23 protein-coding genes and 1 tRNA gene are annotated in these 24,446 nt (G+C 40.7%); 22 read left to right on the top strand and 2 right to left on the bottom strand.

Annotated features, from left to right (window positions below; genetic code table 11):
• Positions 1-8: 8 nt before the first annotated feature.
• A complete protein-coding gene (tacF, locus tag STYK_RS06545) occupies positions 9-1,496 on the bottom strand; it encodes a type IV teichoic acid flippase TacF (RefSeq protein ID WP_261020570.1) in 1,488 nt (495 codons plus the stop codon).
• Between the two features lie 439 nt (positions 1,497-1,935).
• Between tacF and STYK_RS06540 the strand changes: the two genes are divergently transcribed.
• From STYK_RS06540 to dprA, 6 genes are all read left to right on the top strand, one after another.
• Positions 1,936-2,643 carry an IspD/TarI family cytidylyltransferase gene (locus STYK_RS06540; RefSeq protein ID WP_000638495.1) on the top strand — a complete coding sequence of 236 codons (708 nt, stop codon included), beginning with the start codon at positions 1,936-1,938 and terminating at the stop codon, positions 2,641-2,643.
• A 4-nt stretch (positions 2,644-2,647) separates the two neighbouring features.
• Positions 2,648-3,670 carry a ribitol-5-phosphate dehydrogenase gene (locus tag STYK_RS06535; protein WP_237446814.1) on the top strand — a complete coding sequence of 341 codons (1,023 nt, stop codon included), beginning with the start codon at positions 2,648-2,650 and terminating at the stop codon, positions 3,668-3,670.
• A 16-nt stretch (positions 3,671-3,686) separates the two neighbouring features.
• The gene (gene licA / locus STYK_RS06530; protein ID WP_261804741.1) at positions 3,687-4,556 is read left to right on the top strand and encodes a choline kinase LicA; all 870 of its coding nucleotides are present in this window, start codon (positions 3,687-3,689) and stop codon (positions 4,554-4,556) included.
• Positions 4,546-5,424, top strand: coding sequence for a DMT family transporter (locus tag STYK_RS06525; RefSeq protein WP_000791849.1), 879 nt, complete (start codon positions 4,546-4,548; stop codon positions 5,422-5,424). Before licA ends, STYK_RS06525 begins: the two co-directional genes overlap by 11 nt.
• An 11-nt stretch (positions 5,425-5,435) precedes the next feature.
• The gene (locus STYK_RS06520; RefSeq protein ID WP_000643976.1) at positions 5,436-6,125 is read left to right on the top strand and encodes a sugar phosphate nucleotidyltransferase; all 690 of its coding nucleotides are present in this window, start codon (positions 5,436-5,438) and stop codon (positions 6,123-6,125) included.
• An 87-nt stretch (positions 6,126-6,212) separates the two neighbouring features.
• Positions 6,213-7,061: a DNA-processing protein DprA gene (gene dprA / locus STYK_RS06515; protein ID WP_000705318.1), complete on the top strand. Its 849-nt coding sequence runs from the start codon at positions 6,213-6,215 to the stop codon at positions 7,059-7,061.
• Here dprA and STYK_RS06510 read toward each other — a convergent pair.
• Entirely contained in the window at positions 7,058-7,204 is a 147-nt protein-coding gene (locus STYK_RS06510; RefSeq protein WP_000693517.1) for a hypothetical protein, read from the bottom strand. The two genes, dprA and STYK_RS06510, sit on opposite strands and share 4 nt — an antisense overlap.
• Before the next feature lie 125 nt (positions 7,205-7,329).
• Here STYK_RS06510 and topA point away from each other — a divergent pair, with 125 nt between their 5' ends.
• The 16 genes from topA to STYK_RS06430 all read left to right on the top strand — a co-directional run bounded on the left by topA (position 7,330) and on the right by STYK_RS06430 (position 24,390).
• Positions 7,330-9,417 carry a type I DNA topoisomerase gene (gene topA / locus STYK_RS06505; RefSeq protein WP_261804740.1) on the top strand — a complete coding sequence of 696 codons (2,088 nt, stop codon included), beginning with the start codon at positions 7,330-7,332 and terminating at the stop codon, positions 9,415-9,417.
• A 98-nt stretch (positions 9,418-9,515) separates the two neighbouring features.
• Positions 9,516-9,641: a hypothetical protein gene (locus STYK_RS06500; RefSeq protein WP_004258001.1), complete on the top strand. Its 126-nt coding sequence runs from the start codon at positions 9,516-9,518 to the stop codon at positions 9,639-9,641.
• A gap of 34 nt (positions 9,642-9,675) precedes the next feature.
• Entirely contained in the window at positions 9,676-10,035 is a 360-nt protein-coding gene (locus tag STYK_RS06495; protein ID WP_004258004.1) for a YbaN family protein, read from the top strand.
• 92 nt (positions 10,036-10,127) lie between these two features.
• Positions 10,128-10,760 (top strand): copper homeostasis protein CutC, encoded by a 633-nt coding sequence (locus tag STYK_RS06490; protein ID WP_020902796.1) that lies wholly within the window; start codon positions 10,128-10,130, stop codon positions 10,758-10,760.
• 43 nt (positions 10,761-10,803) lie between these two features.
• Positions 10,804-11,460 carry an MmcQ/YjbR family DNA-binding protein gene (locus STYK_RS06485; protein WP_070527767.1) on the top strand — a complete coding sequence of 219 codons (657 nt, stop codon included), beginning with the start codon at positions 10,804-10,806 and terminating at the stop codon, positions 11,458-11,460.
• Positions 11,461-11,773: 313 nt separating this feature from the next.
• Entirely contained in the window at positions 11,774-13,336 is a 1,563-nt protein-coding gene (locus STYK_RS06480; protein WP_070527764.1) for a 2-isopropylmalate synthase, read from the top strand.
• A gap of 11 nt (positions 13,337-13,347) precedes the next feature.
• On the top strand, positions 13,348-14,385 hold the full coding sequence (gene leuB / locus STYK_RS06475) for a 3-isopropylmalate dehydrogenase (RefSeq protein ID WP_000162564.1): 1,038 nt from the start codon (positions 13,348-13,350) through the stop codon (positions 14,383-14,385).
• Positions 14,382-14,651, top strand: a complete 270-nt coding sequence (locus tag STYK_RS06470) for a DUF1294 domain-containing protein (protein WP_000762433.1) — start codon at positions 14,382-14,384, stop codon at positions 14,649-14,651. The genes leuB and STYK_RS06470 overlap by 4 nt, the downstream gene beginning before the upstream one ends.
• Before the next feature lie 3 nt (positions 14,652-14,654).
• Positions 14,655-16,037 (top strand): 3-isopropylmalate dehydratase large subunit, encoded by a 1,383-nt coding sequence (gene leuC, locus STYK_RS06465; protein WP_261804739.1) that lies wholly within the window; start codon positions 14,655-14,657, stop codon positions 16,035-16,037.
• Between the two features lie 9 nt (positions 16,038-16,046).
• A complete protein-coding gene (gene leuD / locus STYK_RS06460; RefSeq protein ID WP_000410618.1) occupies positions 16,047-16,640 on the top strand; it encodes a 3-isopropylmalate dehydratase small subunit in 594 nt (197 codons plus the stop codon).
• 27 nt (positions 16,641-16,667) lie between these two features.
• A complete protein-coding gene (locus STYK_RS06455; RefSeq protein ID WP_261804738.1) occupies positions 16,668-17,447 on the top strand; it encodes an L-threonylcarbamoyladenylate synthase in 780 nt (259 codons plus the stop codon).
• Between the two features lie 198 nt (positions 17,448-17,645).
• A complete protein-coding gene (locus tag STYK_RS06450; RefSeq protein WP_000931177.1) occupies positions 17,646-18,632 on the top strand; it encodes a GMP reductase in 987 nt (328 codons plus the stop codon).
• A gap of 66 nt (positions 18,633-18,698) precedes the next feature.
• A tRNA-Arg gene (locus tag STYK_RS06445) sits at positions 18,699-18,770 on the top strand.
• Between the two features lie 182 nt (positions 18,771-18,952).
• Positions 18,953-19,651, top strand: a complete 699-nt coding sequence (gene rnc / locus STYK_RS06440) for a ribonuclease III (RefSeq protein WP_000661488.1) — start codon at positions 18,953-18,955, stop codon at positions 19,649-19,651.
• Positions 19,642-23,181: a chromosome segregation protein SMC gene (smc, locus tag STYK_RS06435; RefSeq protein WP_261804737.1), complete on the top strand. Its 3,540-nt coding sequence runs from the start codon at positions 19,642-19,644 to the stop codon at positions 23,179-23,181. The genes rnc and smc overlap by 10 nt, the downstream gene beginning before the upstream one ends.
• A 282-nt stretch (positions 23,182-23,463) precedes the next feature.
• The gene (locus STYK_RS06430; RefSeq protein WP_060628170.1) at positions 23,464-24,390 is read left to right on the top strand and encodes a bifunctional riboflavin kinase/FAD synthetase; all 927 of its coding nucleotides are present in this window, start codon (positions 23,464-23,466) and stop codon (positions 24,388-24,390) included.
• Positions 24,391-24,446 lie beyond the last annotated feature (56 nt).

Raw genomic sequence — 24,446 nt, 5'->3', positions numbered from 1 at the left:
CTATACTCCTAAGATTTTTTGAATTTATTTTTTAAGGCTAGGACATGGTTTAAAAATTCATAGAAAATGCTATCTTTGGTGAAGGCAAGTAGACCAATATAAGAGATGGCTGATAACAAGACAATCAAACCAGTATTAATCAAAAATGGCAAATTAATGACCATATCCACGGGATACAAGAAATTAATCAGGAAATAAATTCCTACAAAGGAAAGTGAAAAGAGCGAGTATCGAACAGTATAGCTAAAGATATGTCCTAAGTGGATGAGTTGTTTTCTATGGATGAAAATGATATAGAAAACAAGTAGAGAGGCCTCTGATAGCATAGTTGTCAGTAAGTAGTATTCAGGAGCCACGAAGTGGTTGAAAAAGAGGAGACTATTTAAGCCCAAATTGAGTAATCCTGCAAAGACTGTATAGACTGTGATTCGTTTTTCATAGCCATTTGTAAAGAGAATTTGGGAACCAAGAATGGTATCTAAGGCCAGGATAATCGTACGAAAAGCGAAGAGAGAGGTTAAGATACCACCTCCGATATATTTTTCACTACCGTAAAGTAGGATGGCATTTGGTCCTAAAACCATGAGTCCAAAACTCAGTGGAATGATAAAGAAGTTAAAGATTCGACTGCCTCTGTTAACAAGTGCGACATAGGCTTCCTTATCGCCTTTTCCTAGATAGTAACTGAGACGAGGCACACTCACTCCGATAGCTCCTGTTACAACACCAGCTATAACGGTCACAATTCGTTGAGCCATGGTATAGTAACTAACGTTGACATCAATCCCTGTTTTAACGAGGAAGAGACGATCCAAAAAAGTGAAGAGCATATTGGCATTGGCAAAGACCAACATGGCTGTCAAAGGGAGAAAGAGCGGTTTGAAATCACTTATGTGAATCTTAACAAGCTTAATGTCTCTTTTAATCCAAAAATAACTAATCAGATAGTTAATCAGTGTCGATAAACTCATCACAAGTGTATAGACAACAATATCGTGTTCATTTTTGACAAACAGGAAAATAGATACCAGCATCAGGATACGGATGAAGGCAGTCTTGTAAAAGAGAAAACTGTAATTTTCCAGAGCTTCATTGACCCACTCGATTGAAAAAATCTGGGCAATGAGTTGAATCCCCATAACAAGGTAGACCTTTTTGACGATTGGATTATCTGTAAAGAAGAGAGGATAGGCTAGGATATAGACAGCGGTGGTCAAAATCGTACAAGCTATGCACAAATAAAAAAGACTAGAGAAGGTTCTATTCAGATCTTTTTTGTTATCCTTGACATTACTGATGGCCCGTAAACCGTAGTTATAGACTCCATAAGTTGCAAAGGGTAAGAAAAATGACAAAATTGTGTCGACTGAGTTGAAGTAACCATAGTCAGTTCGGTCCAAGACACGCGCGACGTAGGTACCAGTTAAGATGGGAAAAATAATATTCAAGACACGAATTCCCATGTAAGATAGAGCATTTAATTTTATACTTTTCATTCAATTTACCTCGTTTTTCATTATATCATAAAGTCAGCTAATAAGAAATGAAGGGCAGTAATACTCTTCGAAAATCAAATTCAAACCACGTCAGCGTCGCCTTACCGTACTCAAGTACAGCTTACGGCTAGCTTCCTAGTTTGCTTTTTGATTTTCATTGAGTATAAGTCAAGTAATCACTTTGAAGTTTCAAAGCTTAATTTTAAGTTTTCTTTAAGAAAACTATATTATTCTGAAGAACTCTAAAATTTCACAGCCATTTCTAGTAATGCCTACAGAATTCCTAGTCACTACTAGAAATGGACTAGTTTCTTTGAATAATGGAACTGCTTAATCCTCCTATTCTAGAACGGGAGGGCCGGTATTTCTTTCATGATAGGACTAGATTGTGGTATAATAGAGAGAATAAGTTTTTTTAGTAAGACAAAGGAGAAAATAGATGATTTATGCAGGAATTCTTGCTGGTGGAACTGGCACACGTATGGGAATCAGTAACTTGCCAAAACAATTTTTAGAGCTAGGTGATCGACCTATCTTGATTCATACAATTGAAAAATTTGTCTTGGAACCAAGTATTGAAAAAATTGTAGTTGGGGTTCATGGAGACTGGGTTTCTCATGCAGAAGATCTTGTAGATAAATATCTTCCTCTTCATAAGGAACGCATCATCATTACAAAGGGTGGTGCTGACCGCAATACAAGTATTGAGAAAATCATTGAAGCCATTGATGCTTATCGTCCGCTTACTCCAGAGGATATCGTTGTTACCCACGATTCTGTTCGTCCATTTATTACACTTCGCATGATTCAAGACAATATCCAACTTGCCCAAAATCATGACGCAGTGGACACAGTGGTAGAAGCGGTTGATACTATCGTTGAAAGTACCAATGGTCAATTCATTACAGATATTCCAAATCGTGCTCACCTTTATCAAGGACAAACACCTCAAACATTCCGTTGCAAGGACTTCATGGACCTTTATGGCTCTCTTTCTGCTGAAGAGAAGGAAATCTTGACAGATGCATGTAAAATCTTTGTGATCAAAGGAAAAGATGTGGCCTTAGCCAAAGGTGAATACTCAAATCTGAAGATTACAACCGTAACAGATTTGAAGATTGCAAAAAGTATGATTGAGAAAGACTAGTAAAATGATTAATCAAATTTATCAACTAACTAAGCCTAAGTTTATCAATGTCAAATATCAGGAAGAGGCTATTGACCAAGAGAATCATATCCTCATCCGTCCTAATTATATGGCGGTCTGTCATGCGGATCAGCGTTACTACCAAGGAAAACGTGATCCCAAGATTTTGAACAAAAAGCTTCCAATGGCAATGATTCACGAGTCATGTGGAACCGTTATTTCTGACCCGACAGGAACCTACGAGGTTGGGCAAAAAGTTGTCATGATTCCTAATCAGCCTCCTATGCAGAGTGATGAAGAATTCTATGAAAACTACATGACAGGGGCTCATTTCTTGTCTAGTGGATTTGATGGCTTTATGAGAGAGTTTGTTTCTCTTCCTAAAGATCGTGTGGTGGCTTATGATGCTATCGAAGATACGGTTGCGGCCATTACAGAGTTTGTCAGTGTCGGTATGCATGCTATGAATCGCCTATTGACTCTTGCTCATAGCAAGCGGGACCGAATCGCCGTTATCGGAGATGGAAGTTTAGCTTTTGTGGTTGCCAATATTATCAACTATACTTTGCCAGAAGCAGAGATTGTGGTTATTGGTCGTCATTGGGAAAAATTGGAACTCTTCTCTTTTGCCAAAGAATGCTATATTACTGATAATATTCCTGAAGATTTGGCCTTTGACCATGCTTTTGAGTGTTGTGGTGGTGATGGTACTGGACCAGCTATTAATGACTTGATTCGCTATATTCGTCCTCAGGGAACGATTCTTATGATGGGAGTTAGTGAGTATAAAGTCAATCTCAATACACGCGATGCCTTAGAAAAAGGCTTGCTCTTGGTTGGGTCCTCTCGTTCTGGTCGCATTGATTTTGAAAATGCAATCCAAATGATGGAAGTCAAGAAATTTGCCAATCGTCTTAAAAATATCCTTTATCTAGAAGAACCTGTAAGAGAAATTAAAGATATTCACCGTGTCTTTGCGACCGATTTAAACACAGCCTTTAAAACAGTGTTTAAGTGGGAAGTATAAGTGCTGGAGGTTAATTGTGGAGAAAATCATTAAAGAAAAAATGTCATCCCTACTTAGTCAAGAAGAGGAAGTCCTCAGTGTTGAACAACTGGGGGGAATGACCAATCAAAACTATTTGGCCAAAACAACAAATAAGCAATACATTGTTAAATTCTTTGGTAAAGGAACAGAAAAGCTGATCAATCGTCAAGATGAAAAGTACAATCTTGAACTACTAAAGGATTTAGACTTAGATGTAAAAAATTATCTTTTTGATATTGAAGCTGGTATCAAAGTAAATGAGTATATCGAATCTGCGATTACGCTTGATTCAACGTCAATCAAGACCAAATTTGATAAAATTGCTCCAATATTACAAACTATTCATGCTTCTGGCAAGGAATTAAGAGGAGAATTTGCTCCTTTTGAAGAAATCAAAAAATACGAATCTTTGATTGAGGAAAAAATCCCCTATGCCAACTATGAAGCAGTTAGAGAAGAAGTCTTCTCCTTAGAGAAAAGACTTGCTGACTTAGGTGTTGACAGAAAATCTTGTCATATCGATTTGGTTCCTGAAAACTTTATCGAATCACCTCAAGGAAGACTTTATCTGATTGACTGGGAATATTCATCAATGAATGATCCAATGTGGGATTTGGCTGCCCTCTTTTTAGAGTCCGAATTCACTCCCCAAGAGGAAGAAGAGTTCTTATCTCACTACGAGAGTGCCCAAACACCTGTCACTCGTGAAAAGATTGCCATTTATAAAATTTTACAAGACACTATTTGGAGTCTATGGACAGTCTATAAAGAAGAGCAAGGGGCAGATTTTGGTGACTATGGTGTGAATCGTTACCAAAGAGCTGTTAAAGGTCTGGCTAATTATGGAGGTTCATATGAAAAATAAAAATGGAGTTTCCTTCGGTCTACTCTCAGGTGTTTTCTGGGGGTTAGGTCTAACAATTAGCGCTTACATCTTTTCGATTTTTACAGATTTGTCACCCTTTGTGGTGGCTGCTGCTCACGATTTCTTGAGTATCTTTATTCTACTAGCTTTTCTCTTGGTAAAAGAAGGAAAAGTTCGTCTCTCAATTTTCTTAAATATTCGCAATGTTAGTGTGATCATTGGGGCCTTGCTAGCAGGCCCTATCGGTATGCAGGCCAATCTTTATGCGGTTAAGTATATCGGAAGTTCCTTAGCTTCATCTGTGTCGGCTATTTACCCTGCGATTTCGGTTTTATTGGCTTTCTTCTTTTTGAAGCACAAGATTTCAAAAAATACTGTATTTGGGATTGTCTTGATTATTGCAGGGATTATTGCTCAAACTTATAAGGTTGAACAGGTCAATTCCTTCTACATTGGGATTCTCTGTGCTTTAGTTTGTGCCATTGCATGGGGAAGTGAGAGTGTTCTAAGCTCTTTTGCTATGGAAAGTGAATTGAGTGAAATCGAAGCCCTCTTAATCCGTCAAGTAACTTCATTCTTGTCCTATCTTGTGATTGTGCTCTTCTCTCATCAGTCATTTGCAGAAGTGGCCAATGGACAATTGCTAGGTCTTATGATTGTCTTTGCAGCCTTTGATATGATTTCCTATTTGGCTTATTATATCGCTATCAATCGCTTGCAACCAGCCAAGGCTACAGGCTTGAACGTGAGTTATGTAGTTTGGACAGTCTTATTTGCAGTTGTTTTCTTGGGTGCACCGCTAGATATGCTGACAATTATTACGTCACTTGTCGTCATTGCTGGAGTTTATATTATTATTAAAGAATAAAGGAGATTCGTGTGAAAGCCATTATCTTAGCAGCGGGATTGGGAACTCGCTTGCGTCCTATGACTGAAAATACCCCTAAAGCCTTGGTTCAGGTTAATCAAAAACCCTTGATTGAATACCAAATTGAGTTTTTAAAAGAAAAAGGAATCAATGAAATCATCATCATTGTTGGTTACCTTAAAGAACAATTCGATTACTTGAAAGAAAAATATGGTGTTCGCCTCGTCTTCAATGATAAATACGCTGACTACAATAACTTTTACTCTCTCTATCTTGTAAAAGAAGAATTAGCTAACAGTTATGTTATTGATGCCGATAATTATCTCTTTAAAAATATGTTCCGCAATGATTTGACACGTTCGACTTATTTTAGTGTTTATCGTGAAGATTGTACCAACGAATGGTTCTTGGTCTATGGAGATGACTACAAGGTTCAAGACATTATTGTTGATAGCAAGGCGGGTCGCATCCTTAGTGGTGTATCCTTCTGGGATGCTCCAACTGCAGAAAAGATTGTCAGCTTTATCGATAAGGCCTATGCAAGTGGTGAATTTGTTGATCTCTACTGGGATAATATGGTTAAGGATAATATCAAAGAGCTGGATGTCTATGTTGAAGAATTAGAAGGCAATAGCATCTATGAAATCGATAGTGTCCAAGATTATCATAAATTAGAAGAAATTCTTAAAAACGAAAATTAAAGATTCCAACATCTGGCTGAAATAGTCGGATGTTTTTTGATTTTTTTACGAATAAATAGATGAGTAGAAAAAGAAATGGAGTTATTTATGAAAATCACAAACTATGAAATCTATAAATTGAAAAAATCAGGTTTGACCAATCAACAGGTTTTGGCAGTTCTAGAATACGGTGAAAATGTCGATCAAGAACTTTTGTTGGGTGATATTGCAGAAATATCAGGTTGCAGAAATCCAGCTGTTTTTATGGAACGTTACTTTCAGATAGACGATGCGCATTTGGAGAAGGAGTTTCAAAAATTTCCATCTTTCTCTATTTTAGATGACTGTTACCCTTGGGATTTGAGTGAAATATATGATGCGCCTGTACTTTTATTTTACAAGGGAAATCTTGACCTCTTGAAATTCCCGAAGGTAGCAGTCGTGGGCAGTCGTGCGTGTAGCAAACAGGGAGCTAAGTCAGTTGAAAAAGTCATTCAGGGCTTGGAAAATGAACTGGTTATCGTCAGTGGCTTAGCCAAGGGCATTGACACAGCAGCTCATATGGCAGCTCTTCAGAATGGCGGAAAAACCATTGCAGTGATTGGAACAGGACTGGATGTGTTTTATCCTAAAGCCAATAAACGCTTGCAAGACTACATCGGCAATGACCATCTGGTTCTAAGTGAATACGGACCTGGTGAACAACCTCTGAAATTTCATTTTCCTGCCCGTAATCGTATCATTGCTGGACTTTGTCGTGGTGTGATTGTAGCAGAGGCTAAGATGCGTTCAGGTAGTCTCATTACCTGTGAGAGAGCAATGGAAGAAGGGCGCGATGTCTTTGCTATTCCTGGTAGCATTTTAGATGGACTATCAGACGGTTGCCATCATTTGATTCAAGAAGGGGCAAAATTGGTCACCAGCGGGCAGGATGTTCTTGCGGAATTTGAATTTTAATACTCTTCGAAAATCTCTTCAAACCACGTCAGCATCACCTTGCCGTAGGTATGGTTACTGACTTCGTCAGTCTCATCTGCAACCTCAAAGCAGTGCTTTGAGCAACCTGCGGTTAGTTTCCTAGTTTGCTCTTTGATTTTCATTGAGTATAAGAAGAAAGTCCGCTTACTAGATAAACTTTTCTTCTATTATAGTAGCTAAGTCTTGACAGGGTTCAAAAAATGGTTTACACTTTATAAAGTTTATTACTTTGAAAAGGTGTGATACTGTGGCTACGGCAACAAAAAAGAAAAAATCAACAGTTAAAAAAAATCTAGTCATCGTGGAGTCGCCTGCTAAGGCCAAGACGATTGAAAAATATCTAGGCAGAAACTACAAGGTTTTAGCCAGTGTCGGGCATATCCGTGATTTGAAGAAATCCAGTATGTCTGTCGATATTGAAAATAATTATGAACCGCAATATATCAATATTCGAGGAAAGGGCCCTCTCATCAATGACTTAAAAAAAGAAGCCAAAAAAGCTAATAAAGTCTTCCTGGCGAGTGACCCGGACCGTGAAGGAGAAGCGATTTCTTGGCATTTGGCCCATATTCTCAACTTAGATGAAAATGATGCCAACCGTGTGGTCTTCAATGAAATCACCAAGGATGCGGTCAAAAATGCTTTTAAAGAACCTCGTAAGATTGATATGGACTTGGTCGATGCCCAACAGGCTCGTCGTGTCCTAGACCGTTTGGTAGGCTATTCGATTTCGCCTATTTTGTGGAAGAAGGTCAAGAAGGGCTTATCAGCAGGGCGCGTTCAATCTATTGCGCTTAAGTTAATCATTGACCGTGAGAATGAAATTAATGTCTTTCAGCCTGAAGAATACTGGACAATTGATGGTGTCTTTAAAAAGGGAACCAAGCAATTTCAGGCATCCTTCTATGGAGTAGATGGCAAAAAGCTGAAACTGACTAGCAATGATGAGGTCAAGGAAGTCTTGTCTCGTCTGACTAGTAAAGACTTTTCAGTGGATCAGGTGGATAAGAAAGAGCGCAAACGCAATGCTCCATTACCTTATACTACTTCATCTATGCAGATGGATGCTGCCAATAAAATCAATTTCCGTACTCGAAAGACCATGATGGTTGCCCAACAGCTCTATGAAGGGATTAATATTGGTTCTGGTGTCCAAGGTTTGATTACTTATATGCGTACTGATTCGACCCGTATCAGTCCTGTAGCCCAAAATGAAGCTGCAAGTTTCATTACGGATCGTTTTGGTAGCAAGTATTCTAAGCATGGTAGCAAGGTTAAAAATGCTTCAGGTGCTCAGGATGCCCATGAGGCTATTCGCCCGTCTAGCGTTTTTAATACACCTGAAAGTATTGCTAAGTATCTGGACAAGGACCAGCTCAAGCTCTATACCCTTATCTGGAATCGTTTTGTGGCTAGCCAAATGACAGCTGCTGTCTTTGATACTATGGCTGTTAAATTGTCGCAAAATGGAGTTCAATTTGCTGCCAATGGTAGTCAGGTTAAGTTTGATGGTTATCTTGCCATTTATAATGATTCTGACAAGAATAAGATGTTACCGGACATGGCTGTTGGAGATGTAGTCAAGCAGGTAAATAGCAAACCAGAGCAACATTTCACTCAACCGCCTGCTCGCTATTCTGAAGCGACACTGATCAAGACCTTGGAGGAAAATGGGGTTGGCCGTCCGTCAACCTACGCACCAACAATTGAAACCATTCAGAAACGTTATTATGTTCGCCTTGCAGCCAAACGCTTTGAACCGACAGAGTTGGGAGAAATTGTTAATAAGCTCATCGTTGAATATTTCCCAGATATCGTAAACGTGACCTTTACAGCTGAAATGGAAGGCAAACTGGATGATGTCGAAGTCGGAAAAGAGCAGTGGCAACGTGTCATTGATGCCTTTTACAAACCATTCTCCAAAGAAGTGGCCAAGACTGAAGAAGAAATGGAGAAAATCCAGATTAAGGATGAACCAGCTGGATTTGATTGTGAAGTGTGTGGCAGTCCAATGGTCATTAAACTTGGTCGTTTTGGTAAGTTCTATGCTTGTAGCAATTTCCCAGATTGCCGTCATACCCAAGCAATCGTGAAAGAAATCGGTGTTGAGTGTCCAAGTTGTCATCAGGGACAAATCATTGAGCGTAAAACCAAGCGTAACCGTCTCTTCTATGGTTGCAATCGCTATCCAGAATGTGAATTTACCTCTTGGGATAAGCCTGTTGGTCGTGACTGTCCAAAATGTGGCAATTTCCTCATGGAGAAAAAAGTCCGTGGTGGTGGCAAGCAGGTTGTATGTAGTAATGGTGACTACGAAGAAGAAAAGATTAAATAAGAGGAGAGTCCTGAAAGTGAATTTCAGGCTCTTTTTGGTTGGAACTTGACAAAATTCACCATTGTATGCGAAACTAGAAGAAGATTATTTTATACTCAATGAAAATCAAAGAGCAAACTAGGAAACTAACCGCAGGTTGCTCAAAGCACTGCTTTGAGGTTGCAGAAGAGACTGACGAAGTCAGGAACCATACCTACGGTAAGGGTGACGTTGACGCGGTTTGAAGAGATTTTCGAAGAGTATTAACTAGGAGAAGTTATGCGTCTTATCTATCTAATTATTGGTTTCTTATCACTGGCCTTGGCTATTATTGGGGTTGTTTTGCCCTTATTGCCGACAACGCCTTTTCTTTTGTTGTCTATTGCTTGTTTCTCAAGAAGTTCCAAGCGCTTCGAAGATTGGCTTTATCATACCAAACTCTATCAAGCATATGTGGCTGATTTTCGTGAGACCAAGTCCATTGCGCGTGAACGTAAGAAAAAAATCATCGTATCTATCTACATCTTGATGGGAATTTCCATTTATTTTGCCCCTCTCTTACCAGTCAAAATCGGTCTGGGAGCCTTGACCATCTTTATCACTTATTATCTCTTCAAGGTCATTCCAGATAAAGAATAGTTAAAATAGTAGTTATTTCCCTTGATAAAAACGAAAGTATATTCACAACAATATGATATAATAAATTTAAAGTAATACTCAAGGAGAATCAAATGATTTACGAATTTTGTGCTGAAAATGTGACCTTGCTTGAAAAAGCGATGCAGGCTGGAGCTCGTCGAATCGAACTCTGTGATAATCTAGCAGTGGGAGGAACAACACCAAGCTATGGAGTAACCAAGGCAGCGGTTGAACTGGCATCTAACTACGATACGATCATTATGACTATGATTCGTCCACGTGGTGGCGACTTTGTCTATAATGACCTAGAAATTGATATCATGCTGGAAGATATTCGTTTGACTGCTCATGCTGGAAGTCAAGGGGTTGTATTTGGGACTTTAACAGCTGATAAGAAGTTGGATAAGCCTAATCTTGAAAAGTTAATTGCTGCATCAAAAGGAATGGAAATTGTCTTCCACATGGCCTTTGATGAATTGAGCGATGAAGATCAACTGGAAGCTATTGACTGGCTTAGTCAAGCTGGAGTCACTCGTATCCTAACTCGCGCTGGTGTGTCTGGCGACTCCTTAGAAAAACGTTTTGCTCACTATCACAGAATTTTGGAGCACGCTAAAGGTAAAATTGAAATTCTACCAGGTGGGGGGATTGACCTTGACAACCGTCAAACCTTTATCAATCAGCTAGGCGTGACACAATTACATGGAACCAAGGTTGTCTTTTAAAAAATAGAAAGGAACTGCTAGCTTTGGGTAGCAGTTTTCACTTATGTTTGAAATTTTTAAATCCTATCAGTTTAATCAAGAAAAGGCTCATGATTATGGTTTTGTAGAAAATGGTGGAGTGTGGACCTATAGTTGCCAAATTTTGCAGGATGACTTTGTCATGACTGTGTCCATCACTACTGATAATGTGAGTTTTCAAGTCTTTGACCAGGAGACTGGTGACCTCTATCCTCAAGTTCATATGGAAAGTATGACAGGAAGTTTTGTTGCAAGTGTCCGTGAGGCTTGTCTGGAGATTCTCTACCAGATTCGGAAGGCTTGTTTTGAGGTACAGGATTTTATCTGCCCTCAGACTAAGCGAATCATGACTCAAGTTCAGGAAAAGTATGGTAATCAGTTGGAGTATTTGTGGGAGAAATCGCCTGATACGGCAGTGTTAAGACATGAAGGCAATAAAAAGTGGTATGCCGTCTTGATGAAAATTTCTTGGGATAAGCTGGAAAAGGGCAGAGAAGAGCTAGTGGAAGCAGTCAACCTCAAACATGACAAAGTAGCCGATTTACTTTCAAAAAAGGGCATTTATCCAGCTTTTCATATGAATAAACGTTACTGGATTAGTGTGGCGCTTGATGATACTTTATCAGATAAAGAAGTATTGGAATTTATAGAAAAAAGTTGGAACTTAACCACTAAAAAATGAAACATTTCAATGGTTTTCAAGAACTTTCAATTAGCAAAATATTCTCTACTGAAGAAATTTTCAGAAAATATTGGATTTTTTCTTGACAAGCACTTTTGCCTATGCTAAAATACTAAACAAGATATCAAACGAAGGAGAAAGTCAAACATGAAAACAGCTAAGTTTAATCAATTTGCTTTGTTGTTGAGGTACTCGGGCTAGTGCAAAAAGCATTAGTCCTGTTTGGCTTACCAAGCGGGAGTGAATCAACATCTCGCTTGGGTTTCTGAGCGAGATGTTTTTTTAAAACCACATTTGGAAAAGGGGAAATCTTATGAGAACAGTTGAATTTCTAGATACCAGCCTTCGGGATGGAGAACAGACACCGGGTGTTAACTTTTCAATCAAGGAAAAAATTGCCATTGCAAGACAGCTGGAGAAATGGGGCATTTCAGCCATCGAAGCTGGTTTTCCAGCGGCTAGTCCAGACTCATTTACGGCAGTTCAGGAGATTGCTAAGACCTTGAAGAAAACGGCAGTGACTGGTTTGGCCCGCTCTGTCAAGTCTGATATTGATGCTTGTTACGAAGCCCTCAAGGATGCCAAATATCCACAGGTTCACGTCTTTATCGCTACTAGTCCCATTCACCGCAAGTATAAGCTCAATAAGAGCAAGGAAGAGATTCTAGAAGCTATTAAGGAGCATGTCTCTTATGCACGTTCCAAGTTTGAGGTTGTCGAATTCTCTCCTGAGGATGCGACCAGAACAGAGTTGGATTTCCTCTTACAAGTCGTTCAAACAGCGGTTGATGCAGGTGCGACTTATATCAATATCCCTGATACGGTAGGATTTACCACACCAGAGGAATATGGAGCTATCTTCAAATACTTGATTGAGAATGTCAAAACGGAACGTCAGATTATCTATTCGCCTCACTGTCATGATGACCTCGGAATGGCAGTGGCTAATAGCCTTGTTGCTGTCAAGAATGGGGCAGGACGAGTCGAAGGAACCATCAATGGTATCGGGGAGCGAGCTGGTAATGCTGCTTTGGAAGAAATTGCAGTGGCCCTCAATATTCGTCAAGATTACTATCAAGCAGAAACTAGTATTGTTTTAAATGAAACCATCAATACGTCAGAAATGGTTTCTCGCTTCTCAGGTATCCCAGTTCCTAAAAACAAGGCCGTTGTTGGTGGCAATGCCTTTTCTCATGAATCTGGTATTCACCAAGACGGAGTCCTTAAAAATCCTCTTACTTATGAGATTATCACCCCTGAATTGGTCGGTGTCAAGAGTAACAGCCTCCCACTTGGAAAATTGTCAGGTCGCCATGCCTTTGTTGAAAAACTAAGAGAACTGGCCTTAGACTTTACAGAAGAGGATATCAAACCACTCTTTGCTAAGTTCAAGGCATTGGCCGACAAGAAACAAGAAATCACAGATGCAGATATTCGTGCTCTGGTAGCTGGAACCATGGTTGAAAATCCAGAAGGCTTCCACTTTGATGATTTACAACTTCAAACTCATGCAGATAATGACATTGAAGCACTCGTTAGCCTAGCCAATATGGATGGTGAGAAAGTTGATTTCAATGCGTCAGGGCAAGGTTCTGTTGAAGCAATCTTTAACGCTATCGATAAGTTCTTTAACCAATCCGTCCGCTTGGTGTCCTATACTATTGACGCTGTGACAGATGGAATTGATGCCCAAGCTCGGGTTTTGGTCACTGTTGAAAACAGAGATACAGAAACCATCTTTAATGCAGCAGGGCTTGATTTCGATGTACTGAAAGCATCTGCTATTGCCTACATCAATGCTAATACCTTTGTTCAAAAAGAGAATGCTGGTGAGATGGGACGCAGTGTTTCCTATCGTGATATGCCTAGTGTGTAAAGGAGAAAGCTATGACAAAGAAAATAGTAGTTCTGGCAGGGGATGGAATCGGCCCAGAAATCATGGAGGCTGGTTTAGAAGTTTTGGAAGCTCTAGCTGAAAAAACAGGCTTTGACTATGAAATAGACAAACGACCTTTTGGAGGTGCAGGAATTGATGCAGCAGGCCATCCTTTACCTAGTGAAACCCTCAAAGCATGTAGAGAAACAGATGCCATTCTCCTAGCGGCTATCGGTAGTCCTCAGTATGATGGAGCAGCGGTTCGCCCTGAACAAGGCTTGCTAGCTCTCCGTAAGGAACTCAATCTCTATGCCAATATTCGCCCTGTAAAAATCTTTGACAGTCTCAAGCATTTGTCACCACTCAAACCGGAACGAATTGCTGGTGTAGACTTTGTTGTGGTACGGGAGTTGACAGGTGGGATTTATTTTGGGGATCATATTCTTGAAGAAAGAAAAGCGCGTGATATCAACGACTATAGCTATGAGGAAGTGGAGCGGATTATTCGCAAAGCCTTTGAAATCGCAAGAAGTCGGAGAAAAATCCTTACCAGTATTGATAAGCAAAACGTGTTGGCAACATCAAAACTCTGGCGGAAAGTAGCTGAGAAGGTCGCAAAGGATTTCCAAGATGTGACCTTGGAACACCAGCTAGTCGACTCAGCTTCCATGCTTATGATTACTAATCCTGCTAAGTTTGATGTCATCGTGACGGAGAATCTTTTCGGAGATATTCTATCTGATGAATCAAGCGTTCTATCTGGCACACTTGGGGTTATGCCATCAGCCAGTCATTCTGAAAATGGACCAAGTCTCTATGAACCTATTCACGGTTCAGCACCTGATATTGCAGGTCAAGGAATTGCCAATCCTATTTCCATGATTTTATCAGTGGCCATGATGCTGAGAGACAGCTTTGGACGTTATGAGGATGCAGAGCGTGTCGAGCGTGCTGTTGAGGCAAGTTTGGCAGCTGGTACATTAACGAGAGATATAGGAGGACAGGCTTCGACCAAGGAAATGACGGAAGCTATTATCGCAAGGTTATGAAGTTAGACGAAAAAATTACTCTAGTCCTTTTGATTTGGAATGTCATCATTTTCTTGATTTATGGCATTGACAAATCCAAGGCGAGGAGAAGAGCTTGGCGCATCCCTGAGAAAATCTTACTTATTTTAGCCTTTACTTGTGGTGGTTTTGGTGCTTGGTTAGCAGGAATCATCTTTCATCACAAGACTCGAAAATGGTACTTTAAAACAGTTTGGTTTCTTGGGATGGTGACCACACTAGTAGCCTTATATTTTATTTGGAGGTAATGGATGGCAGGAAAATCGATTTTTGATAAATTGTGGGACCGTCATGTCATCACAGGAGAAGAGGGGCAACCCCAACTCATGTATGTGGACCAGCACTATATTCATGAAGTGACCAGCCCTCAGGCATTTCAAGGATTACGAGACGCAGGTCGTAGATTGAGACGACCAGACTTGACATTTGGAACCTTTGACCACAATGTCCCGACAGTCAATATCTACGATATTCGAGATGTGATTTCTAAGGTACAAATTGATAAGCTTGCAGAAAATGTTGAGGAGTTTGGGATTGAACATGCGGCCCATGGTTCTGAAAAACAAGGAATTGTTCACATGGTTGGTCCAGAAACAGGACGGACCCAACCGGGGAAATTCATTGTCTGTGGAGACAGCCATACGGCAACTCACGGAGCTTTCGGAGCGATCGCCTTTGGAATTGGGACTAGTGAGGTTGAGCATGTCTTCGCTACCCAGACCCTCTGGCAGGTCAAACCCAAGAAAATGCTGGTAGAATTCACTGGAGTTCCTCAAAAAGGAGTTTATTCCAAGGATTACATTTTAGCCTTGATTGCCAAGTACGGCGTTGCCTGTGGTGTTGGCTATGTGGTGGAATATCGTGGACAAGCAATTGATGCACTGAGCATGGAAGAGCGAATGACCATCTGCAATATGTCCATCGAGTTTGGTTCTAAGATGGGAATCATGAATCCGGATCAAACCACCTATGATTATCTCAAGGGACGAGAATGTGTTCCAGAGGACTTTGAAGAGGCTGTGGCGGATTGGAAAACAATTGTCAGTGATGATAATGCTGTTTACGATAAGGTTATCCAGATGGATGTCTCAGACCTTGCTCCTATGGTGACCTGGGGAACCAACCCTGCTATGGGGGTTGACTTTGACAGTAGTTTCCCAGAAATTAAGGATATGAATGATGAACGAGCCTACAACTACATGGACTTGGAACCAGGTCAAAAGCCAGCGGATATTGAACTGGGCTATATCTTTATTGGCTCATGTACTAATGCTCGTCTCAGTGACTTGCAGCTGGCGGCGCGATTTGTCAAAGGGAAGAAAATAGCTCCTAACTTAACGGCTATCGTAGTTCCAGGATCCCGTCCTGTCAAACGAGCTGCGGAGAAATTAGGCTTGGATAAAGTTTTCTTAGATGCTGGCTTTGAATGGAGAGACCCAGGTTGCTCTATGTGCCTAGGGATGAATCCTGACAAGGTTCCAGATGGTGTTCACTGCGCCTCAACCAGCAATCGAAATTTTGAAGACAGACAAGGCTTTGGTGCTAAGACCCATCTCTGCAGTCCAGCCATGGCAGCAGCAGCAGCTATCGCAGGGCGCTTCGTAGATGTTCGGCAAATGCCAGAAGCCCAGTAAGGAGAGGATATGGAGAAATTTACAGTTTATACAGGAACGACCGTTCCTCTCATGAATGATAACATCGACACCGACCAAATCCTACCCAAGCAGTTTCTCAAGTTGATTGATAAAAAAGGCTTTGGTAAGTACCTCATGTATGCTTGGCGTTATCTGGACGACAAGTATACTGAGGATCCTGACTTTGTCTTTAATCAGCCTGAATATCGTAAAGCCAGTATTCTTATCTCAGGGGATAACTTTGGGGCAGGTTCTTCGAGGGAACATGCAGCTTGGGCCTTAGCAGACTATGGTTTTAAGGTCGTGATTGCAGGATCTTTTGGGGATATTCATTACAATAATGAACTCAATAATGGCATGTTGCCTATTGTTCAGCCTAGAGAGGTTAGAGAAAAGCTAGCCCAGCTCAAACCGACTGACCAGGTAACTGTGGACTTGGAACAACAGAAAATCATCTCACCGGTTGGAGAGTTCACTTTTGAAATTGATAGCGAGTGGAAACACAAGCTCTCAAATGGTTTGGATGATATCGGAATTACCTTGCAGTATGAAGATTTGATTGCTGCCTATGAAAAACAACGACCAGCCTACTGGCAGGATTAGAAGAAAATTAGAAAAGGAAATAGAACTATGACAAAACACATTCAATGGAACGGAACACTTTCACAAGAAGGCTATGACATTTTAAAAGGTGAGGGCGGATGTATCGTTTGCCCTACTAAAGTTGGTTACATTATCATGACCAGCGATAAGGCAGGACTTGAGCGTAAGTTCGCAGCCAAAGAGCGTAACCGTAACAAACCAGGTGTTGTTCTCTGCGGTAGCATGGATGAGCTTCGTGCTTTAGCACAACTTAACCCAGAAATTGAAGCCTTCTACCAAAAACATTGGGATGAAGATATTCTTCTTGGTTGTATCCTTCCTTGGAAACCAGAAGCTTTTGAAAAACTCAAAGCATACGGTGATGGTCGTGAAGAGCTGATGACTGACGTGCATGGAACGAGCTGTTTTGTTATCAAATTTGGTAAAGCTGGTGAACAATTGGCTGCCAAACTTTGGGAAGAAGGCAAGATGGTTTATGCCTCATCAGCTAACCCATCTGGAAAAGGAAACCGTGGTAAAGTAGAAGGTATTGGAGAACGTATCGAAGGAGCAGTGGACCTTGTTATCGAGGCAGATGACTACGTTGCTTCTATCCAGCCTGACAAAACGATTGAAACTCGCTATGAGCAAGGTGTGATGGTGTCTATGGTCGATAAGGACGGCAAACTCATCCCAGAACAAGGAGGAGCTCGCTCAACTTCACCAGCACCAGTTGTGATTCGTAAAGGACTTGACATTGATAAAATCATGATGCACCTTTCAGACACCTTTAACTCATGGGACTACCGCCAGGGTGAGTATTATTAGAATAGAGAAGGAGTGGGGAGAAAACAATTTCCCCTCTTTTTTCTATTTACGCAAGAAAAATCCGAACATTATATTTTAATTTATAAAATTATTTGACAAAATCTGTACTTTGATTTATAATTAATTAAGGAAACGTCGGAAAAGGCGTAGAGATGCGCAAGCATAGGTAGGTCATTACAAAAGAAACGAGACATCGATATGTTAAATGAATTTCCAATTTTTGATTACGAAGATATTCAATTGATTCCAAATAAATGTGTCATTAAAAGCCGTGCAGAAGCGGATACAAGTGTCACTTTAGGAAATCACACCTTTAAACTACCTGTTGTGCCAGCTAATATGCAAACGATTTTGGATGAAAATGTAGCAGAGCAACTGGCTAAAGGTGGTTACTTCTACATTATGCACCGTTTTGATGAGGCAGGACGTATTCCTTTTATTAAGCGCATGCATGAGCAAGGGCTTATTGCTTCTATCTCTGTCGGTGTTAAGGATTATGAGTATGATTTCGTTAGCCAGCTCAAATCTGATGCTCCTGAGTACATCACGATTGACATTGCCCACGGTCATGCGGATAGCGTGATTTCTATGATTCAACACATCAAGAAAGAATTGCCAGATACCTTTGTCATTGCAGGAAATGTGGGAACACCAGAAGCTGTGCGTGAATTGGAAAATGCTGGTGCGGATGCTACTAAGGTCGGAATCGGTCCAGGTAAGGTTTGTATCACCAAGGTCAAGACAGGTTTTGGTACAGGTGGTTGGCAATTGGCTGCCCTTCGTTGGTGTGCCAAGGCTGCACGTAAACCGATTATTGCTGATGGAGGAATTCGTACTCACGGTGATATTGCCAAGTCTATCCGCTTCGGTGCTAGCATGGTCATGATTGGTTCCCTCTTTGCAGGACATATTGAAAGTCCAGGGAAAACGATTGAAGTCGATGGTGAACAGTTCAAAGAATATTATGGTTCAGCCTCACAATATCAAAAAGGTGCTTACAAAAATGTGGAAGGCAAACGTATCTTGCTTCCTGCTAAAGGTCATCTGCAAGACACTTTAACTGAGATGGAACAAGACCTTCAAAGTGCTATTTCTTATGCAGGTGGACGTCAGGTTGCTGACCTTAAACACGTTGATTATGTTATCGTGAAAAACTCCATCTGGAATGGGGATGCTTCCCACTAAGACGGGCTATCTCACTAGAAAAAAACTTGTTATTAGAGCAAATTTCTGTTATAATAAAACAAGTTTCCACCCTTAGTGTAATGGATATCACGTAAGATTCCGGTTCTTGAGATGGGGGTTCGATTCCCTCAGGGTGGATGTAAACATCCTAAAAAGCCTTTAATAGGGCTTTTTTCTTTACACAGCCCTAAATTGGCCCTTAAAACTGAAAATCTCTTTTTAAAGAATTCCCAAATGCTCTCCAGTCCCGTTTTAAAGTGACTCAGGGGGCTTTTTTTGATATAATAAAAAGGACTGTTATCAGTTAGAAAGAGGTTGGTATGAAAGAATTACAAACTGTACTAAAGAACCATTTTGCAATCGAATTTGCAGACAAAAATTTACTGGAGACTGCCTTTACTCATACGAGTTATGCCAATGAGCACCGCCTCTTAAAAATTTCACACAATGAACGCTTGGAATTTTTAGGAGACGCTGTTCTACAGCTATTGATTTCAGAATATCTGTATAAAAAATATCCTAAAAAGCCTGAGGGTGACTTATCTAAACTCCGTGCTATGATTGTCCGTGAGGAGAGTTTGGCTGGTTTTGCGCGTGATTGTCAGTTTGATCAGTTTATCAAGCTGGGTAAGGGGGAAGAAAAATCTGGTGGTCGCAATCGTGATACCATTCTTGGTGATGCCTTTGAGGCCTTTCTTGGTGCCCTCCTTTTGGACAAGGATGTGGCCAAAGTCAAGGAATTTATCTATCAAGTCATGATTCCTAAGGTTGAAGCAGGCGAATTTGAGATGATTACAGACTACAAAACCCATCTCCAAGAGTTGCTTCAGGTCAATGGGGATGTGGCTATTCGTTATCAGGTAATTTCTGAAACGGGTCCTGCCCACGATAAGGTTTTTGAAGTAGAAGTTCTTGTTGAAGGTAAGAGCATTGGTCAAGGTCAAGGTCGTTCTAAGAAACTAGCAGAGCAGGAAGCTGCCAAAAATGCCGTTGAGAAAGGGCTGGATTCATGTATTTAAAGGAAATCGAAATTCAGGGATTCAAGTCTTTTGCTGATAAGACTAAGGTAGTCTTTGACCAAGGTGTGACGGCAGTTGTTGGGCCCAATGGATCTGGAAAGTCGAATATTACAGAAAGTCTGCGTTGGGCTTTGGGGGAGTCTAGTGTCAAGAGTCTCCGTGGTGGCAAGATGCCGGATGTTATCTTTGCTGGAACAGAAAGTCGCAAACCGCTCAATTATGCTTCTGTAGTTGTGACTTTGGATAATAATGACGGATTTATCAAGGATGCAGGTCAAGAAATCAGGGTAGAACGTCATATCTATCGCAGTGGAGATAGCGAATACAAGATTGACGGCAAGAAAGTCCGTCTGCGTGATATTCATGACCTTTTCTTGGATACTGGATTGGGACGAGATTCCTTCTCTATCATTTCCCAAGGGAAGGTTGAGGAGATTTTCAACTCTAAGCCTGAGGAACGCCGAGCTATTTTTGAAGAAGCTGCTGGAGTTTTAAAATACAAGACTCGCAGAAAAGAAACTGAGAGTAAACTGCAGCAAACCCAGGATAATCTGGATCGTCTAGAAGACATTATCTATGAGTTGGACAATCAAATCAAGCCTCTTGAGAAGCAAGCTGAAAATGCTCGTAAGTTTCTAGATTTGGAAGGCCAACGTAAAGCTATTTACTTGGATGTTTTAGCTGCTCAAATCAAGGAAAATAAGGCTGAACTAGATTTGACAGAAGAAGAGTTGGCACAGGTTCAGGAACTATTGACTAGTTATTACCAAAAGCGTGAAAAATTAGAGGAAGAAAATCATACTCTTAAAAAGCAACGCCAAGATTTACAGGCTGAAATGGCCAAAGACCAAGGCAGTTTGATGGATTTGACCAGTCTGATTAGTGATTTAGAGAGAAAATTAGCCCTATCGAAATTAGAATCTGAACAAGTAGCCCTGAATCAACAGGAAGCACAAGCTCGTTTGGCTGCTTTGGAGGATAAGAGAAATTTACTCAGCCAAGAAAAATCTGATAAAGAAAGCTCTTTAACTCTGTTAGAGGAAAATCTAGTCCAAAATAATCAAAAACTGAATCAATTAGAGGCTGAATTACTAGCTTTTTCAGATGATCCTGATCAGATGATTGAGCTTCTACGTGAACGCTTTGTAGCTCTTTTACAAGAAGAAGCGGATGTCTCAAACCAACTGACTCGTATTGAGAATGAGTTGGAAAATAGTCGCCAGCTTTCTCAAAAACAAGCAGATCAACTAGAAAAACTCAAAGAACAATTGGCTACAGCTAAAGAAAAGGCGAGTCAGCAAAAAGAAGAGCTTGAAACTGCCAAGGAGCAGGTTCAGAAATTATTGGCTGACTATCAAGTCTGTGCCAAGGAGCAAGAGGAACAGAAAACTTCCTATCAAGCTCAACAAAGTCAACTCTTTGACCGTCTGGATAGTCTCAAAAACAAGCAGGCTAGAGCCCAAAGTTTGGAAAATATCCTTAGAAATCACAGTAACTTTTATGCAGGTGTTAAGAGTGTTCTCCAAGAAAAAGCCCGCCTTGGTGGAATTATTGGTGCTGTTAGTGAGCACCTGACCTTTGATGTACATTATCAAACTGCTCTAGAGATTGCGCTTGGAGCCAGCAGTCAGCATATCATCGTAGAAGATGAAGAGTCGGCAACCAAGGCGATTGATTTCCTCAAACGAAACAGAGCAGGTCGTGCAACTTTCCTTCCTTTGACAACGATCAAGGCTCGTACGATTTCTAGCCAGAATCAAGATGCTATCGCTGCAAGTCCGGGATTTTTGGGCATGGCAGATGAGTTGGTGACATTCGATAATAGGTTGGAAGCTATTTTCAAGAACTTGCTAGCTACGACGGCTATTTTTGATACCGTAGAACACGCGCGTGCAGCTGCTCGCCAGGTTCGTTATCAGGTTCGTATGGTGACATTGGATGGGACAGAGTTGCGCACAGGTGGTTCTTATGCAGGTGGTGCCAATCGCCAGAATAACAGCATTTTTATCAAGCCAGAACTGGAGCAATTACAAAAAGAAATTGCTGAAGAAGAAGCAAGTCTTCGTTCAGAAGAAGCGAGTTTGAAGAACTTGCAAGACGAGATGGCTGGATTGACAGAAAGTTTAGAAGCTATCAAATCTCAAGGAGAGCAGGCTCGTATTCAGGAGCAAGGCTTGTCTCTCGCTTATCAGCAAACTAGTCAGCAAGTTGAAGAGCTAGAAACTCTTTGGAAACTTCAAGAAGAGGAATTAAATCGTCTTACTGAGGGTGATTGGCAAGCAGATAAGGAAAAATGCCAAGATCGCCTTGCTACTATCGCGAGTGATAAGCAAAATCTGGAAGCTGAGATTGAAGAAATTAAGTCTAACAAAAACGCAATCCAAGAACGCTATCAAAACTTACAGGAAGAGGTAGCGCAAGTTCGCCTGCTTAAGACAGAACTGCAAGGACAAAAACGTTATGAAGTTGCAGATATTGAACGTTTAGGCAAGGAATTGGACAATTTAGATATCGAGCAAGAGGAAATCCAGCGCCTTCTTCAAGAAAAGGTTGACAATCTTGAGAAAGTTGATACGGATTTGCTCAGTCAGCAGGCCGAAGAAGCAAAAAATCAGAAAACCAATCTCCAACAAGGTTTGATTCGCAAGCAGTTTGAGTTGGATGATATTGAGGGTCAGCTGGATGACATTGCTAGTCATTTGGATCAGGCTCGCCAGCAGAATGAGGAATGGATTCGCAAGCAAACACGTGCTGAAGCTAAGAAAGAAAAGGTCAGCGAGCGCTTGCGCCATCTACAAAGTCAATTAACAGACCAGTATCAGATTAGCTATACTGAAGCACTAGAAAAGGCGCATGAATTGGAAAATCTCAATCTGGCGGAGCAAGAGGTGAAGGACTTAGAGAAGGCTATTCGCTCACTGGGTCCTGTCAATATAGAAGCTATTGACCAGTACGAAGAAGTTCACAGCCGTCTGGATTTCCTCAATAGCCAGCGAAATGACATATTGTCAGCGAAAAACCTGCTCCTTGAGACCATTACAGAGATGAATGATGAGGTCAAGGAACGCTTTAAATCAACCTTTGAGGCTATTCGTGAGTCCTTTAAAGTGACCTTCAAGCAGATGTTTGGTGGAGGTCAGGCGGACCTCATTTTAACTGAAGGAGACCTGCTGACAGCTGGGGTTGAGATTTCTGTTCAACCACCAGGTAAGAAAATTCAGTCTCTTAATCTGATGAGTGGTGGTGAAAAAGCCTTATCAGCTCTTGCTTTGCTCTTCTCCATTATCCGTGTCAAGACTATTCCATTTGTTATCTTGGATGAGGTAGAGGCTGCGCTAGACGAAGCCAATGTCAAACGCTTTGGGGATTACCTTAACCGCTTTGACAAGGACAGCCAATTTATTGTCGTAACCCACCGTAAGGGGACCATGGCAGCGGCTGATTCCATCTATGGAGTGACCATGCAGGAATCGGGTGTTTCAAAGATTGTTTCGGTTAAGTTAAAAGATTTAGAAGAAACAGTAGACTAGTTACCAAACGATGAGTCTGGGACAAAAAGATTTTGATTTTAGGAATTCTTTATTATAAATTTTAAAAATCGATAGATTAGACAAAAAAAGCGAACAAGACAGAATTCTGAGTTTCAGATAACTCGTTTTGTTCGCTTTTTATATTTAAGGCTAGACTTTTGTCCCAGACTCATTTTCTTAAAACTAACATCCTGAAATGTTTTTAAGGTCATTTCAGGAGTAAAAAATGACATTTGGGATTTCCTTTTAGCGAAAAGGCTTTCTCTATGATATAATAGTTTCATGATTACAACAGTACCTATAAAAAACGCAAAAGACATCGCAGTACCTGATAAGACAGTTCTTGTATTAGGCTATTTTGACGGTATTCATAAGGGACATCAGAAGCTTTTTGAAGTAGCTAGTAAGGCTTCTATGAAAGATTATATACCAGTTGTCGTGATGACCTTTACAGAGTCCCCTAAGCTTGCTTTGCAACCTTACAACCCAGAATTAATGCTTCATATTGTCAGCCATGAAGAACGAGAACATAAGATGAAATGGCATGGAGTAGAGGCTCTTTTCTTACTTGACTTTAGTAGTAAATTTGCTAGTTTAACGGGTCAAGAGTTCTTTGATACCTATGTTAGAGCATTAAAACCAGCGATTATCGTAGCAGGATTTGATTACACCTTTGGTTCTGATAAGAAAACTGCGGATGATTTGAAGGATTATTTTGATGGAGAAATCATCATTGTTCCTCCTGTTGAAGATGAAAAGGGGAAAATTAGTTCTACTCGTATTCGTCAAGCTATTCTTGATGGAGATGTCAGAGAAGCTGGTCATTTACTTGGCACTCCTCTACCGTCACGTGGAATGGTTGTTCATGGCAATGCACGTGGACGGACTATCGGTTACCCAACAGCAAACTTAGTTTTAAGAGATCGAACCTATATGCCAGCTGATGGTGTTTACGTAGTCGATGTTGAAGTGCAGCGTAAAAGATATCGTGGAATGGCGAGTGTCGGGAAAAATGTTACTTTCGATGGAGAAGAACCACGTTTTGAAGTCAATATTTTTGATTTTTCAGATGACATTTACGGTGAGACAGTCATTGTCTACTGGCTAGACCGTGTCCGTGAAATGGTCAAATTTGACTCTGTTGAAGAACTGGTAGATCAACTCCAGAAAGATGAAGGAATTGCTCGGAATTGGAAGGATGCTGAGTAGGAAATCGGAGTTTTATATAAAATTATCCATACTTTAGATTCTTATTTCTAAATAGA

This window comes from Streptococcus toyakuensis (assembly GCF_024346585.1).
Lineage (GTDB): Bacteria > Bacillota > Bacilli > Lactobacillales > Streptococcaceae > Streptococcus > Streptococcus toyakuensis.
The sequence above is the reverse complement of the archived record's forward strand: the minus strand, read 5'-3'. Positions and strand labels throughout refer to the sequence as shown.